A 13,785-nucleotide genomic window follows, 5' to 3' on the forward strand; every position below is an offset into this window, starting at 1 on the left:
TGATTGCCATTATCCAGGGCCGTCGTTACAGTGACGGCCCGTTTTTGTTGCCTTGCTAACGAAATTATGACGCCCCTAGAACGATATCAAGCTGATCTGAAACGCCCTGAATTCTTCCATGATGCGGCCCAGGAAACGGCGGTGCGTCATTTGCAGCGTCTGTACGACGACCTGCTCGCGGCCTCGCAAAGCAAGCCGGGGATGCTCAGCAAGCTGTTTGGCAAGAAAGACCACACGCCGGTCAAAGGCCTGTACTTCTGGGGCGGCGTGGGCCGTGGCAAGACTTACCTGGTCGACACCTTCTTTGAAGCGCTGCCGTTCAAGGAAAAAGTCCGCACCCACTTCCACCGCTTCATGAAGCGTGTGCACGAAGAAATGAAGACCCTGCCGGGCGAGAAAAACCCGCTGACCATCATCGCCAAACGTTTTGCCCAGGAAGCCCGGGTGATCTGCTTCGATGAATTCTTCGTTTCCGACATCACCGACGCCATGATCCTCGGCACGTTGATGGAAGAGCTGTTCAAGAACGGCGTGACCCTGGTCGCCACCTCGAACATCGTGCCCGACGGCCTGTACAAAGACGGCCTTCAACGTGCGCGCTTCCTGCCGGCGATTGCGCTGATCAAGCAACACACTGAAATCGTCAACGTCGACAGCGGCGTCGACTACCGCCTGCGTCATCTCGAACAAGCGGAGCTGTATCACTTCCCGTTGAACGAAGCCGCCCACGAAAGCTTGCGTAAGAGCTTCCGTGCGCTCACGCCGGAATGCACCCAGGCGGTGGAAAACGACAAGCTGGTGATCGAGAACCGCGAAATCATCGCCCTACGCACCTGCGACGACGTGGCCTGGTTCGAGTTCCGCCAGCTATGCGACGGCCCACGCAGCCAGAACGACTACATCGAATTGGGCAAGATCTTCCACGCGGTGATCCTCAGCGGCGTGGAACAGATGAGCGTCACCACCGACGATATCGCGCGGCGCTTTATCAACATGGTCGACGAGTTCTATGACCGCAACGTCAAGCTGATCATCTCGGCGGAAGTCGAACTCAAAGACCTCTACACCGGCGGTCGTTTGAACTTCGAATTCCAGCGAACCTTGAGCCGCTTGCTGGAAATGCAGTCCCACGAGTTCCTCTCGCGCGGCCACAAACCCTAAGTGTGGGAGGGGGCTTGCCCCCTCTCACATTGGTTTAAGCAGCCTGCTGGAACTGCTGGCGATACTGGTTCGGCGACAACTCGGTGTGCTGCCTGAACAGCCGCGCGAAGAAGCTCGCATCGTCATAACCCACCTCATAACTGATGGTCTTGATGCTCTTGCGGCTGCCTGAGAGCAGGCCCTTTGCCGTCTCGATGCGCAACCGTTGCAGGTAATGCAGCGGCTTGTCACCGGTGGCGGTCTGGAAGCGCCGCATGAAGTTGCGGATGCTCATGCCGTGTTCCCGGGCCACGTCTTCGAAGCGGAATTTGTCGGCGAAGTGTTCTTCGAGCCAGTGCTGGATCTGCAGGATGATCACGTCCTGGTGCAACTTCTGCCCGCCAAAGCCAATACGTCCAGGCGAATAGCTGCGCTGCACTTCATAGAGAATGTCCCGGGCCACAGCCTGGGCGATGTTGGCGCCGCAGAAGCGTTCGATCAGATAGATATAGAGGTCGCACGCTGAGGTGGTGCCGCCGGCGCAGTACAGGTTGTCGGCGTCGGTGAGGTGCTTGTCCTGATTGAGTTGCACCTTGGGGAAGCGTTCGCTGAAGGCGTTGAAGAAACGCCAGTACGTAGTGGCTTCCTTGCCATCGAGCAGGCCGGCTTCAGCCAGCCAGAACACCCCGGTGGCTTCGCCGCACAACACGGCGCCGCGTGCGTGTTGCGCGCGCAGCCAGGGCAGCACTTGGGGGTAGCGGCCGCACAGGGCGTCGAAATCATCCCAGAAGGCCGGCAACACGATGATGTCGGCGTCTTCCAGCCCGCCGTCCACCGGCATGATCACATCGCTGAAGCTGCGCACCGACTGCCCGTCGGGGCTGACCAGGCGCGTTTCGAACGCGGGTGTCAGGCCCAGGCCTTGTTGCTTGCCATAGCGCAGGCTGGCGAGGTGGAAGAAATCCTTGGCTTGCATGAGGGTTGAAGCGAATACCCGATCAATGGCCAAAATGCTGACGCGCCGTAATGGCGTGGAGATTTGGTTAGACATAATTTCAATTATTCTTATAGGGGAAAGTGGTCACCAGACGGCTGGATCGTCTTATTTTTTGTCGCATGTGTCCAGTGTCCCGTGACGCTTTGGCGGCATAGGCTCTGTGAGCTCGTCCTTGTCCGACAATCCAAACAGGTGCGCCATGATCCCGAGAACCTTGTTCAGCCCCGACCACGAACTCTTTCGTGAGAGCGTGCGCACTTTTCTGGAAAAAGAAGCCGTGCCGTTCCATGCGCAGTGGGAAAAGCAGGGCTATATCGATCGCGACCTGTGGCGTAAGGCGGGGGAGGCCGGCATGTTGTGCTCCCACTTGCCGGACACTTATGGCGGCTTGGACGCTGACTTTCTCTACAGCGCCGTGGTGATCGAGGAGATCGGCCGGCTGGGGCTGACCGGCATTGGTTTCTCCCTGCATTCGGACATTGTTGCGCCTTACATCCTGCACTACGGCAGTGAGGCGCTGAAGCATAAATACCTGCCGAAATTGATCTCTGGGGAGATGGTCACCGCCATCGCGATGACCGAGCCCGGCGCAGGCTCCGACCTGCAAGGGGTCAAGACTACCGCCGTGCTGGATGGCGATGAGTATGTGATCAACGGCTCCAAGACCTTTATCACCAACGGCTATCTCGCCGACCTGGTGATCGTGGTGGCCAAGACCGATCCCAAGGCTGGCGCCAAGGGTACCAGCCTGTTTCTGGTGGAGGCCGATACGCCGGGCTTTGCCAAGGGCAAGCGTCTGGAGAAGGTTGGCATGAAGGCGCAGGACACCTCCGAGCTGTTCTTCCAGGATGTGCGAGTGCCCAAGGAGAACATCTTGGGCCAGGCGGGGATGGGCTTTGCCTATCTGATGCAGGAGTTACCGCAGGAGCGTTTGACGGTGGCGATCGGCGCGCTGTCGTCCGCCGAGGCGGCGTTGGCGTGGACCCTGGAATACACCCGCGAGCGTAAGGCGTTCGGCAAGGCGATCGCCGATTTCCAGAACACCCGTTTCAAGCTGGCGGAGATGGCCACTGAAATTCAGGTCGGTCGGGTGTTTGTCGATCAGTGCATGGCGCTGCACCTTGAAGGGAAACTCGACGTGCCCACCGCCGCAATGGCCAAGTACTGGGCCACCGACCTGCAATGCAAAGTGCTCGACGAGTGCGTGCAACTGCACGGTGGCTACGGCTTTATGTGGGAATACCCGATTGCCCGCGCCTGGGCGGATGCGCGGGTGCAGCGGATCTATGCGGGGACCAATGAGATCATGAAGGAGATCATTGCGCGGTCGCTTTGATTTTTGCTGGTCATGAATGCGTCATCGGGGGCAAGCCCCCTCCCACATTGGAATGCATTTGAATGTGGGAGGGGGCTTGCCCCCGATAACGGTCTACAGACCAATCAGGGCGCCGGGTTCGGATGATCCTTCTGAATCGCCTCAATCCCTTCCAGTACTTCCTTCGATAGCTTCAGATCAGCACTGGCAATGTTGCTGTCCAGTTGCGCCAGCGACGTTGCGCCAATAATGTTGCTGGTCACGAACGGCTGTTGCGTCACGAAGGCCAAGGCCATCTGCGCCGGGTCCAGGCCGTGTTCGCGCGCCAGTGCCACATAGCGGCTGCACGCCGCCTCCGACTGCGGGTTGAAGTAGCGGCTGAAGCGGCTGTATTCGGTCAGGCGCGCCTTGGCTGGACGCGCACCGTTTTCGTATTTGCCGCTGAGCATGCCGAACGCCAGGGGCGAGTAGGCCAGTAGCCCGCACTGTTCGCGAATCGCGACTTCCGCCAGGCCCACTTCAAAGCTGCGGTTGAGCAGGTTGTACGGGTTCTGGATCGATACCGCGCGCGTCCAGCCGCGGGCCCCGGCCAAGGCCAGGAATTTCATGGTGCCCCACGGGGTTTCGTTGGACAGACCGATGTGGCGGATCTTGCCGGCCTTGACCTGTTCGTCCAGCGCTTCGAGGGTTTCCTCCAGCGGCGTGAGGTCGTCTTCGTCCTTGTGTTTGTAACTCAGTTGGCCGAAGAAGTTGGTACTGCGCTCCGGCCAGTGCAATTGATACAGGTCGATCCAGTCGGTCTGCAGGCGCTTGAGGCTGGCATCCAGCGCTTGGACGATGTGCTTGCGGTTGTGGCGCAGATGGCCGTCGCGAATGTAGTCGATGGTGTTGCCGGGGCCGGCGATCTTGCTGGCCAGAATCCAATCGGCACGGTCGCCGCGGCTTTTGAAGTAATTGCCGATGTAGCGTTCGGTGGTGGCGTAGGTATCGGCCTTGGGCGGCACCGGGTACATTTCAGCGGTGTCGAGAAAGTTGATCCCCGCGGCCTTGGCTCGTTCGATCTGCGCGAAGGCCTCTGCCTCGCTGTTCTGCTCGCCCCAGGTCATGGTGCCCAAGGCTATCGCGCTCACGTTCAGATCCGTACGGCCCAGCTGTCGATAATCCATCGGGTACTCCTTCGGGAAAACAATCATAAAAGCAGGTTGAATTTTTTTTCGCAATCTGCATAATTGCCCACCTCTTTCTGCAGTGGAAGTGATGCGCCGCCTGCCGAAGAATCTTGCCGTTGAACGGACGCGCCGACCCGAGCCCCCGATAGCGTCTGTATCCGGCTGCCTTTGACTTGTCAAAGTACGCACTATTCAGTAAGATCCGCCGTCTAATTTACAGGGCGGCCCCTGAGGCTATTAAAGAATGACAACTTTTACTGCAAAACCGGAAACAGTTCAGCGCGACTGGTTTGTCGTCGACGCCGCTGGTCAGACCCTGGGTCGTCTGGCCACTGAAGTCGCCAGCCGTCTGCGTGGCAAGCACAAGCCTGAGTACACCCCTCACGTCGATACCGGTGACTACATCGTGATCATCAACGCTGAGCAGGTTCGTGTAACCGGCAACAAAGCAAGCGACAAAATGTACTACCGTCACTCCGGTTTCCCAGGCGGTATCAAGTCTTCCAACTTCGAAGGCCTGATTGCCAAGAAGCCTGAAGCCCCGATCGAAATCGCGGTCAAAGGCATGCTGCCGAAGGGCCCACTGGGTCGCGATATGTTTCGCAAGCTGAAAGTCTATGCGGGCGCTGTCCACCCTCATGCTGCTCAGCAGCCCCAAGAACTGAAGTTTTAACGGAATAGTTCATTATGTCGGCGACTCAAAATTACGGCACTGGCCGTCGCAAAACCGCAACCGCACGCGTTTTCCTGCGTCCGGGCACTGGTAACATCTCGATCAACAACCGCTCCCTGGACAACTTCTTCGGCCGCGAAACTGCCCGCATGGTAGTTCGTCAGCCGCTGGAACTGACCGAGACCGTTGAAAAGTTCGACATCTACGTCACCGTTATCGGTGGCGGTGTAAGTGGTCAAGCTGGCGCAATCCGCCACGGTATCACTCGCGCACTGATGAGCTACGACGAAACCCTGCGTAGCGCTCTGCGCAAAGCTGGCTTCGTGACTCGCGATGCTCGTGAAGTTGAACGTAAGAAAGTCGGTCTGCGTAAAGCGCGTAAGCGTCCGCAGTACTCGAAGCGTTAATTCGCTTTACGTTCCAGAAGAACGCCCAGCCTCCTCACGGAGCTGGGCGTTTTTTATTGCCTGCAATTTATGCATAAAAATTGGCGTGACAACTTGCCACATCCGTAGACCCCCTATACTACAAGGCCTGGAGCCGGAGCTCCGGGTAATTCCCTTGTCAGAGGTGGGGCTTTTCATTACCATTCGGCAAAATTTTTATAAGTTCAGATTTAATACTTAGTAGACGCCTGATTTAACAGGCCAAAAAGCTGATGGGAGAGGACTGAATGAGCAATGACGGCGTGAATGCAGGCCGGCGTCGCTTCTTGGTAGCAGCCACATCCGTGGTGGGTGCTGCAGGAGCGGTGGGGGCTGCGGTCCCGTTCGTGGGGTCATGGTTTCCCAGTGCCAAGGCGAAAGCCGCAGGTGCACCGGTGAAGGTGAATGTCAGCAAAATCGAGCCAGGCCAGCAGATGATTGCTGAATGGCGCGGTCAGCCAGTGTTCATCGTTCGTCGTACCGAGGAAATCCTGGGAAATCTTAAAAAGATCGAGGGGCAGTTGTCTGACCCGAAGTCCGAGAAATCCGACCAACCCGCCTACGCCAAGAACGAAGTGCGTTCGATCAAACCAGAGATTCTGTTGCTGGTCGGACTCTGTACCCATTTGGGTTGCTCGCCAACCTTCCGCCCGGAAGTGGCCCCTGCCGATCTGGGCCAGGATTGGGTCGGCGGTTATTTCTGCCCATGCCACGGTTCTCACTACGATCTCGCTGGCCGCGTCTACAAGTCCCAACCTGCTCCGCTGAACCTGCCCGTGCCACCGCATACCTACGAAACTGACGACCTTATTGTCATTGGCCTCGATAAGGAGAACGCGTGATGAGCAAGTTCATGGATTGGGTGGATGCGCGCTTCCCCGCCACCAAAATGTGGGAAGACCATCTCAGCAAGTACTACGCTCCAAAAAACTTCAACTTCTTCTATTTCTTCGGCTCCCTGGCGCTGCTGGTGCTGGTCAACCAGATTGTCACCGGCGTGTGGCTGACCATGAGCTACAACCCTTCGGCGGAAGAGGCATTCGCCTCCGTCGAATACATCATGCGTGACGTCGAGTACGGCTCGATCCTGCGGTTGTTGCACTCCACTGGCGCTTCGGCGTTCTTTATCGTGGTCTATCTGCATATGTTCCGTGGTCTGCTCTACGGTTCCTATCAGAAGCCGCGTGAACTGGTGTGGGTCTTCGGCATGCTGATCTACCTGGCGCTGATGGCCGAAGCCTTTATGGGTTACCTGCTGCCGTGGGGCCAGATGTCGTACTGGGGGGCCCAGGTGATCATCTCGCTGTTCGGCGCGATCCCCGTGATCGGCAATGACCTGACCCAGTGGATTCGGGGTGACTACCTGATCTCCGGCATCACTCTGAACCGCTTCTTCGCCCTGCATGTGGTGGCGTTGCCCATCGTGATCCTGGGACTGGTGGTGCTGCACATCCTGGCTCTGCACGAAGTGGGTTCGAACAACCCGGATGGCGTGGACATCAAGAAGCACAAGGACGAGAACGGTATCCCGCTGGATGGCATTCCCTTCCATCCGTACTACACCGTCAAAGACATTGTCGGCGTAGTGGTGTTCTTGTTCGTGTTCTGCTCGATCGTGTTCTTTTTCCCGGAGATGGGCGGCTATTTCCTGGAGAAGCCTAACTTCGAACAGGCCAATGCCTTCAAGACACCTGAGCACATCGCTCCCGTCTGGTACTTCACGCCGTTCTACGCGATCTTGCGGGCCATCCCAGACAAGCTTATGGGCGTGATCGCCATGGGCGCGGCCATCGCGGTGTTGTTCGTACTGCCCTGGCTCGACCGAAGCCCGGTCAAGTCCATGCGTTACAAGGGCTGGCTGAGCAAGATCTGGTTGTGGGTGTTCTGCATTGCTTTCGTGATCCTGGGCGTATTGGGCGTACTGGCGCCAACCCCGGGGCGGACGTTGCTGTCGCAGGTCTGCACCTTCCTGTACTTCGCCTACTTCATTCTGATGCCGTTCTATACCCGGCTAGAGAAGACCAAACCGGTTCCGGAAAGGGTGACTGGCTGATGAAAAAATTATTCGTTGCATTGATGCTTGCGGCACTGCCGCTGCTGTCCTTCGCTGCCGAACATGGCGGGCCGGAACTGGAAAAAGTCGATATTGACGTATCCGACAAAGCCGCCATGCAGGACGGTGCGCGTACGTTCGCCAACTACTGCATGGGTTGCCACAGCGCCAAATTCCAACGCTATGAGCGCGTTGCCGATGACCTGGGCATCCCTCATGAAATGATGCTGGAAAAGTTGGTGTTCACTGGCGCCAAGATCGGCGACCACATGAACATCGGCATGCAGCCGGCGGACGCCAAGGCCTGGTTCGGTGCTGCACCGCCTGATCTGACCCTGGTCGCTCGTGTGCGTGGCACCGATTGGCTGTACAGCTATCTGAAGTCGTTCTACGAAGATCCGACACGCCCCTGGGGTGTGAACAACAAAGTGTTCCCGAACGTCGGCATGCCTAACGTGCTGGTCGGCCTGCAGGGGCGCCAAGTGGTAGGATGCAAGCAGGTTCAGGTCGTTGAGAACGGTAAGAAGCAATATGATCCGTTGACCGGCACGCCTCTGACCCATGAGGCCTGCGATCAATTGACCATCGTGCCTAAGACCGGTGCACTGAATGAAGAGCAGTTCGACGAGAAGGTCAAGAACCTGGTGACCTTCCTGGCCTACTCGGCTAACCCGGTCAAACTGCAACACCAGCGTATCGGTACCTATGTATTGCTGTACCTGGCCTTCTTCTTCGTATTCGCCTATCTGCTCAAACGCGAATACTGGAAGGATGTGCATTGATCCAACCGTAAGCAATTGCTGTTAATCTTGCGCGCCCAGCGGCATCTCTGAACCGTAGCGACCTGGTCATCAGGTACTACAGAGATGCTCTCTGGGCGCGCTCGTTTTTGAGCTTTCGATAATTTCAACAAGCGAGGAGGACCGCCATGGGCGTGACCAATCGGTTGGCCTGTTACTCCGACCCCGCCGACCACTATTCCCACCGAGTACGTATTGTGCTCGCAGAGAAGGGTGTCAGCGCCGAGATCATCAGTGTGGAGGCGGGCCGTCAGCCGCCGAAGCTGATCGAAGTGAACCCTTACGGCAGCTTGCCCACCCTGGTCGATCGTGACCTGGCGTTGTGGGAGTCGACCGTGGTGATGGAATACTTGGATGAGCGTTATCCTCATCCGCCTCTGCTGCCGGTGTACCCGGTGGCGCGTGCCAACAGCCGGCTGCTGATCCATCGGATCCAGCGTGACTGGTGCGGGTTGGTGGATGTGATTCTGGATTCGCGTACAAAAGAGCCCGCTCGGGTGCAGGCGCGTAAGGAATTGCGCGAAAGCCTGACCGGCGTTTCGCCGTTGTTCGCCGATAAACCTTTTTTCCTCAGCGAGGAACAAAGCTTGGTGGATTGCTGCCTATTACCCATACTCTGGCGCTTGCCGATTCTGGGCATTGAACTGCCTCGGCCTGCCAAGCCGTTGCTTGATTACATGGAGCGCCAGTTTGCGCGTGAGGCTTTCCAGGCGAGTCTGTCTGGTGTCGAACGCGATATGCGCTAAGGCTTAAGGAGCCGTTGATGAACTCCAGTCGACCCTACCTGGTCCGCGCGCTCTATGAGTGGATTGTGGACAACGATTGCACCCCGCACATGCTGGTCAATTCCGAATTTCCTGCGGTTCAGGTACCGCAGGGGTTTGCCAGTGATGGACAGATCGTGCTGAACATCTCGCCCAGTGCCGTGCGTCATCTGCACATGGACAACGAAGCGGTGAGCTTCGAAGGGCGTTTTGGCGGTGTGCCCCATACGCTGTATGTGCCGATTGGCGCCATTCTCGGGATTTATGCCCGTGAGAATGGGCAAGGCATGGTGTTTGATCTGGAGTCGCCCTTCGAGGATGACGAAACGATCGACAGCGAAGAGGGCGACGATATGCCGCCACCGGACACTGAGCCTCCGCGTCCCAGCGGTCGTCCTAGTCTGAAAGTGGTGAAGTGACAAAACGGCGTCGTTCGCACGTCGGTTGAAAAATGCCTCGGTCTTGCCGGGGCATTTTTTTGTCAAAAACTGCCTACGGCCTCGGTGCCGGCACCGGTGGTCAACGAGTTGTCGGGGTCCTTTTGCCAATAGGCTTGGTTGGCGTTGCTGAGGCTGCGGATCACACATTTCCATTTGATGGCTTGCTGGGTCGGCCATACCACGGCGCCGCTCCACCGCTGCGGCGCCGTGGGCTTCAGTGCGATGGCGTGGGCCGGATCCCAGGCGCCCAGTTCAACCGGCGAACCCACGGCGTACACTGCCTGCCCATTGCCAGGGTTTGCATTGTCGCAGTGTAGTGTCGTCGTGGTGTCTTCCGGTGCCGAGCGAGTTTGCCAGGCTCGAATACGCTCTGCGTCCGCGAACAGTGCCTGGGTAAAACCCTCCGGGATCATGCTGAGGTCCGCGTCCAGGGCGATCAATAAGCGCCGGCGACTGCCATTGATCGTAGCCACCAATCCTGAATAGTGGCTCTGAAAGCGGATGGGCGAGTCGGCTCGAATGCCGGCGTCCTTGCGCAGTTTGATCAGCATGCGAATCAGATCGCCACGGCCCCAGTCGTACATGTCGGGCCAATACACCGTGGGTATGCCGGGGCTCAGCAGAATGTAAGCGTAGGCGATGTTGCGCTTCTCTTCGGGCACAGGCCAGTGGTGCTGCCCGCCGTATTGCCCCGGGGAATAGCCGGTGTCGTGGTTGTCGACGAACGTCACCGCAATCTGCCGCCAGGCTGGGTCCGGGTTGCCACTGAGGCCGTGCCGCCATTCGGCGAGGCTGCCATTTTGCAGGCGCTCCTTGAGCGCGAAATCGAAGACTGCGCAACGCGATCTGTCCGACCAGTCCTTGAGAATGTCCTGCCAACTGGCTTTATTGCGCCAGTCGCTGGCGGGAAACTCGCCAGGGCTTTTCCACAGTTCGCCAACGCAGAACGCTTGGTCGCCAAAATCTTTCATCCACAGGTTGACCCGCTCCGGCGCATAGCCGCGCACAAAATCGAAGCGCAAGCCCTTGGCGCCGTAGTTATCCCGCAGGTTCCTGAACTCCTGCATCATGCGTGACGAAACCTCCGGACTGCTGGTGTTGAGGTCGGCCTTGCCGCTATAAAACGGGTCGCCTTCGTCGCAGCTTGACGCAGGGGTGGGGGAGATGCAGTCAGTGCGCCACAGCTTGAGGCGCCGAAGAAAGCGCACCTGGGTGCCGGGGAGGTTGTCGTTCATATGGTTAGGCACTACGTCGTACACCGCTTGCACGCCAGCGCTCGATAAGGCGTCAACCGCTTGTTTGAGCTGGGGTTCGCTGCCGTAATTGCTGTTTTTGTCAAAGTCGTGCCAGAAGTAACCCTCCCCGCCGCCGGAAGTCCCTGAGTTCGCGTCGACCCAGCTGGATTTATCGACCCAGGCGGGAGGCAACCAGATTTTGGTGAAGCCATCGCGCCCGATGGTGGGGGCCATTTGTTTCAGTATTTCGTACCACGTTTGCGGGGTCGTGCGACTGGAGTTCCAGTGGAACCCCTGCAATATGACGTCCTCGCCCCCGCCGTTGCGTACGCCCGGGGAAGCCAGAACGACGCAGGTCAGCAGCCAGCTTATGGCTGCGCATAACAAAGTAAGGCGTTTCATGAGCGCTCACCTGGGTGTCGGAACAGGCTTGACTCTGCGACGGTCTGGTGAGGTTGTCTGCTGTCATATCTGACAGGGGCAGAAGAACGTTTCGCACTCACTGCCGCGGCTGAAGTAACCGGTGGGTCTATCCGAACACGGGTAGGTACGGCGGCGATATGTACTACGCGCGCGAAAGCCGATGAAAGTGCAGCGCGAGCGGTGATCATACAACCGTCATGGGCTATGATGCCCCTTCAGTTCACCGACAAAGATGACCCCACATGGAAAACGCCAACACCGCCCCTCGTCTTCCCCGCAAGCGCCGCAGCCTTGCTCAGGAATTGGTCACGGTGTTATCTGAGCAAATCCGCGATGGTCAGCTCAAACGTGGCGATAAGCTGCCCACCGAGTCGGCGATCATGGAAGCTCATGGGGTCAGTCGCACGGTGGTGCGTGAAGCTATCTCACGTTTGCAGGCCGCAGGCCAGGTAGAGACCCGGCACGGCATCGGCACTTTCGTGCTGGATACACCAAGCCCCAGCGGCTTTCGTATCGACCCCGCCACCGTGGTGACCTTGCGCGATGTGTTGGCGATTCTGGAGCTGCGGATCAGCCTGGAAGTGGAGTCGGCCGGCCTCGCCGCGTTGCGTCGCAGCGATGAGCAATTGGCGGCCATGCGCGCGGCACTCGACGCGCTGAACGAAAGCGCCGCGCACGCGGGGGATGCGGTTGCGTCAGACTTCGCGTTCCATCTGGAAATCGCATTGTCCACCGGCAACCGTTACTTCACTGACATCATGACCCACCTGGGTACCAGCATCATTCCTCGGACCCGCCTGAACTCCGCACGCTTGGCCCATGATGACCAACAGCATTACATGGACCGCCTGAGCCGCGAGCACGAAGAAATCTACGAAGCGATTGCCCGCCAGGATTCGGACGCGGCACGAGCGGCCATGCGTTTGCACCTGACCAACAGTCGCGAGCGGCTGCGCCATGCCCATGAAGAGGCGCAGGCGCAGCGCGGGTGAGTCTCAGGGTTTGATCATCGACGGGGCAACGGTTGTGATCAGACCGGTGTATTGGGTTTGTAGTCCTTGAGCAACAAGTACGTACTCCATCCCCACCAATCATTCGTCCACTGCTTGTCGTTCAAGTCATTTACGTCCTCGCGCCGCAGCACCTTGTCGCCCTCCCTCTTGAACAACGGCGAAAAGTTGTTTGCCGGGTTTTGAGCGGCATTCAGGTCCGGCACGTACAGCGGCGCCTTGAAGGTGGCCGGGGAGGGCGCGGTGCCGCTGAGGAAAGTGTCGAAGATTTCGTTCGCCGAGGCTTGCACCGCGCGTTTGACTTGGGCCCGATTGGCCGCATCGGTGCTGTCGAAGTAGCGTTTATCCCCGTAGGCATGCCATTCGTCACCCATGGCATTGCGCACCTTGAGCCCGAATTTACTGTCTTCGTCGTGCATGAAACGGCTGATCAGCGAGCCGAGTTCTCCGGGGGTAACCACGGCGGCCAATTGCTTGCGTGGCACGCGCAGGTGGCCGGCGGAAAACAGATCGGTCAAAAAATGATCGGCAAAACTGTTCATGGCATAGGCCAGTTCCAGCGCCTGGTCGGTGCCAGTCTGATGAGCTACCACTGCCTGTTGCAGGGCTGCGGTATGCCCGGCGAGGTAGGCCGATAGCGCCCACTCGCCGAAGTGGTCGGCGTTGTCCGCCGCCAGTTTCAAGTAACGTCCCAGCGGAATCAGCGCCGACACCGCGCTGCCGCCACCGGTGATGCGGTTCCACTCCTCGGACAAGCTATCGCCCAAGGCGTCGTACGCCTCATGAGGCTGTTTGCCTGCCTTGATTGCCTGGTTGACCGCGTTGATCTCCTTTTGCATCACCGCAAGGATGTTGCGTGCTTCTTCCCGTGACGCCGGCAACACGGCCAGGGAATTGAACGCGGCCGTGAAGCGTTGCACACGCTCGGCGGGGGAGGCGCCATCGCTGATCGGTTGGCCAGGGATGCCATAGAAGTCGCCGCCCAGGGCGATCACTTGGCCGTAAGTCAGTGCCAGCCCGTTGGGCAGATGCAGCTCAACTTCTCGCGCAGGTATCGGCGCGGCGTCTTTGGCGAAGCGCAGCAGCGTATCGTCGCCAATCGCCGTATGTTCGCCGCCTTCGAAGCGTAGGGTCGGTGGGTTTTTTTCGGGTAATACGAGTTCAAGACCTGACATGTTAGCTCCTTGCTAAGTCGTAGGAATCTTCCTTGATTGCTGTATGTATATACAGCTACGGCGAGCATAGAGCATAAATTTCTTACGTCAAGAATGCGTGTTTCAACACTCTTTGCTGGGAGGTTGATGAATTGCAGTTGACGAATACTTTTATAGTTGTACGATG

The 13,785-nt window shown here is 58.3% G+C and carries 14 protein-coding genes; 10 read left to right on the forward strand and 4 right to left on the reverse strand.

The window, feature by feature from the left end; genetic code table 11:
- Positions 1–66: 66 nt before the first annotated feature.
- Positions 67–1,161, forward strand: a complete 1,095-nt coding sequence (zapE, locus tag HRH33_RS05065; protein WP_034095873.1) for a cell division protein ZapE — start codon at positions 67–69, stop codon at positions 1,159–1,161.
- A 34-nt stretch (positions 1,162–1,195) separates the two neighbouring features.
- Here the strand turns inward: zapE and HRH33_RS05070 are convergent, their stop codons facing one another.
- Positions 1,196–2,116: a GlxA family transcriptional regulator gene (locus tag HRH33_RS05070; protein WP_169868007.1), complete on the reverse strand. Its 921-nt coding sequence runs from the start codon at positions 2,114–2,116 to the stop codon at positions 1,196–1,198.
- Positions 2,117–2,336: 220 nt separating this feature from the next.
- Between HRH33_RS05070 and HRH33_RS05075 the strand changes: the two genes are divergently transcribed.
- On the forward strand, positions 2,337–3,473 hold the full coding sequence (locus tag HRH33_RS05075; RefSeq protein WP_094065285.1) for an acyl-CoA dehydrogenase family protein: 1,137 nt from the start codon (positions 2,337–2,339) through the stop codon (positions 3,471–3,473).
- 104 nt (positions 3,474–3,577) lie between these two features.
- Here HRH33_RS05075 and HRH33_RS05080 read toward each other — a convergent pair whose 3' ends face one another.
- On the reverse strand, positions 3,578–4,618 hold the full coding sequence (locus HRH33_RS05080; protein ID WP_167417309.1) for an NADP(H)-dependent aldo-keto reductase: 1,041 nt from the start codon (positions 4,616–4,618) through the stop codon (positions 3,578–3,580).
- Positions 4,619–4,865: 247 nt separating this feature from the next.
- Here HRH33_RS05080 and rplM point away from each other — a divergent pair, with 247 nt between their 5' ends.
- From rplM to HRH33_RS05115, 7 genes are all read left to right on the forward strand, one after another.
- Complete coding sequence (gene rplM, locus HRH33_RS05085) at positions 4,866–5,294, forward strand: 50S ribosomal protein L13 (protein ID WP_003188508.1); 429 nt, start codon at positions 4,866–4,868, stop codon at positions 5,292–5,294.
- Between the two features lie 14 nt (positions 5,295–5,308).
- Complete coding sequence (gene rpsI / locus HRH33_RS05090; protein ID WP_016971570.1) at positions 5,309–5,701, forward strand: 30S ribosomal protein S9; 393 nt, start codon at positions 5,309–5,311, stop codon at positions 5,699–5,701.
- Positions 5,702–5,967: 266 nt separating this feature from the next.
- Complete coding sequence (gene petA, locus HRH33_RS05095) at positions 5,968–6,561, forward strand: ubiquinol-cytochrome c reductase iron-sulfur subunit (RefSeq protein WP_034136966.1); 594 nt, start codon at positions 5,968–5,970, stop codon at positions 6,559–6,561.
- The gene (locus HRH33_RS05100; protein WP_034136967.1) at positions 6,561–7,772 is read left to right on the forward strand and encodes a cytochrome b; all 1,212 of its coding nucleotides are present in this window, start codon (positions 6,561–6,563) and stop codon (positions 7,770–7,772) included. The genes petA and HRH33_RS05100 overlap by 1 nt, the downstream gene beginning before the upstream one ends.
- Positions 7,772–8,554, forward strand: a complete 783-nt coding sequence (locus HRH33_RS05105) for a cytochrome c1 (protein WP_034095879.1) — start codon at positions 7,772–7,774, stop codon at positions 8,552–8,554. Before HRH33_RS05100 ends, HRH33_RS05105 begins: the two co-directional genes overlap by 1 nt.
- A 146-nt stretch (positions 8,555–8,700) precedes the next feature.
- The gene (locus tag HRH33_RS05110) at positions 8,701–9,318 is read left to right on the forward strand and encodes a glutathione S-transferase N-terminal domain-containing protein (RefSeq protein WP_034136968.1); all 618 of its coding nucleotides are present in this window, start codon (positions 8,701–8,703) and stop codon (positions 9,316–9,318) included.
- Between the two features lie 17 nt (positions 9,319–9,335).
- Positions 9,336–9,755 carry a ClpXP protease specificity-enhancing factor gene (locus HRH33_RS05115; RefSeq protein WP_034111756.1) on the forward strand — a complete coding sequence of 140 codons (420 nt, stop codon included), beginning with the start codon at positions 9,336–9,338 and terminating at the stop codon, positions 9,753–9,755.
- 62 nt (positions 9,756–9,817) lie between these two features.
- Here the strand turns inward: HRH33_RS05115 and HRH33_RS05120 are convergent, their stop codons facing one another.
- Entirely contained in the window at positions 9,818–11,413 is a 1,596-nt protein-coding gene (locus HRH33_RS05120) for a glucan 1,4-alpha-maltotetraohydrolase domain-containing protein (RefSeq protein ID WP_167417308.1), read from the reverse strand.
- Between the two features lie 263 nt (positions 11,414–11,676).
- Here HRH33_RS05120 and HRH33_RS05125 point away from each other — a divergent pair, with 263 nt between their 5' ends.
- A complete protein-coding gene (locus HRH33_RS05125) occupies positions 11,677–12,426 on the forward strand; it encodes a FadR/GntR family transcriptional regulator (RefSeq protein WP_034095883.1) in 750 nt (249 codons plus the stop codon).
- A 38-nt stretch (positions 12,427–12,464) separates the two neighbouring features.
- Here the strand turns inward: HRH33_RS05125 and HRH33_RS05130 are convergent, their stop codons facing one another.
- Positions 12,465–13,619, reverse strand: a complete 1,155-nt coding sequence (locus HRH33_RS05130; RefSeq protein ID WP_167417307.1) for a phospholipase — start codon at positions 13,617–13,619, stop codon at positions 12,465–12,467.
- Positions 13,620–13,785: the final 166 nt, after the last annotated feature.

Origin of the sequence: Pseudomonas rhodesiae (assembly GCF_013285305.1) — a bacterium.
Classification (GTDB): Bacteria; Pseudomonadota; Gammaproteobacteria; order Pseudomonadales; family Pseudomonadaceae; genus Aquipseudomonas; species Aquipseudomonas rhodesiae.

Excerpts from the sequence above, each read along its gene's own strand:
- HRH33_RS05110 (WP_034136968.1), top strand. The coding sequence starts at position 8,701 with ATGGGCGTGACCAATCGGTTGGCCTGTTACTCCGACCCCGCCGACCAC.
- HRH33_RS05100 (WP_034136967.1), top strand. The coding sequence starts at position 6,561 with ATGAGCAAGTTCATGGATTGGGTGGATGCGCGCTTCCCCGCCACCAAA.
- petA (WP_034136966.1), top strand. The coding sequence starts at position 5,968 with ATGAGCAATGACGGCGTGAATGCAGGCCGGCGTCGCTTCTTGGTAGCA.
- rplM (WP_003188508.1), top strand. The coding sequence starts at position 4,866 with ATGACAACTTTTACTGCAAAACCGGAAACAGTTCAGCGCGACTGGTTT.
- HRH33_RS05080 (WP_167417309.1), bottom strand. The coding sequence starts at position 4,618 with ATGGATTATCGACAGCTGGGCCGTACGGATCTGAACGTGAGCGCGATA.
- HRH33_RS05070 (WP_169868007.1), bottom strand. The coding sequence starts at position 2,116 with ATGCAAGCCAAGGATTTCTTCCACCTCGCCAGCCTGCGCTATGGCAAG.
- HRH33_RS05105 (WP_034095879.1), top strand. The coding sequence starts at position 7,772 with ATGAAAAAATTATTCGTTGCATTGATGCTTGCGGCACTGCCGCTGCTG.
- zapE (WP_034095873.1), top strand. The coding sequence starts at position 67 with ATGACGCCCCTAGAACGATATCAAGCTGATCTGAAACGCCCTGAATTC.
- rpsI (WP_016971570.1), top strand. The coding sequence starts at position 5,309 with ATGTCGGCGACTCAAAATTACGGCACTGGCCGTCGCAAAACCGCAACC.
- HRH33_RS05125 (WP_034095883.1), top strand. The coding sequence starts at position 11,677 with ATGGAAAACGCCAACACCGCCCCTCGTCTTCCCCGCAAGCGCCGCAGC.
- HRH33_RS05120 (WP_167417308.1), bottom strand. The coding sequence starts at position 11,413 with ATGAAACGCCTTACTTTGTTATGCGCAGCCATAAGCTGGCTGCTGACC.
- HRH33_RS05115 (WP_034111756.1), top strand. The coding sequence starts at position 9,336 with ATGAACTCCAGTCGACCCTACCTGGTCCGCGCGCTCTATGAGTGGATT.
- HRH33_RS05130 (WP_167417307.1), bottom strand. The coding sequence starts at position 13,619 with ATGTCAGGTCTTGAACTCGTATTACCCGAAAAAAACCCACCGACCCTA.
- HRH33_RS05075 (WP_094065285.1), top strand. The coding sequence starts at position 2,337 with ATGATCCCGAGAACCTTGTTCAGCCCCGACCACGAACTCTTTCGTGAG.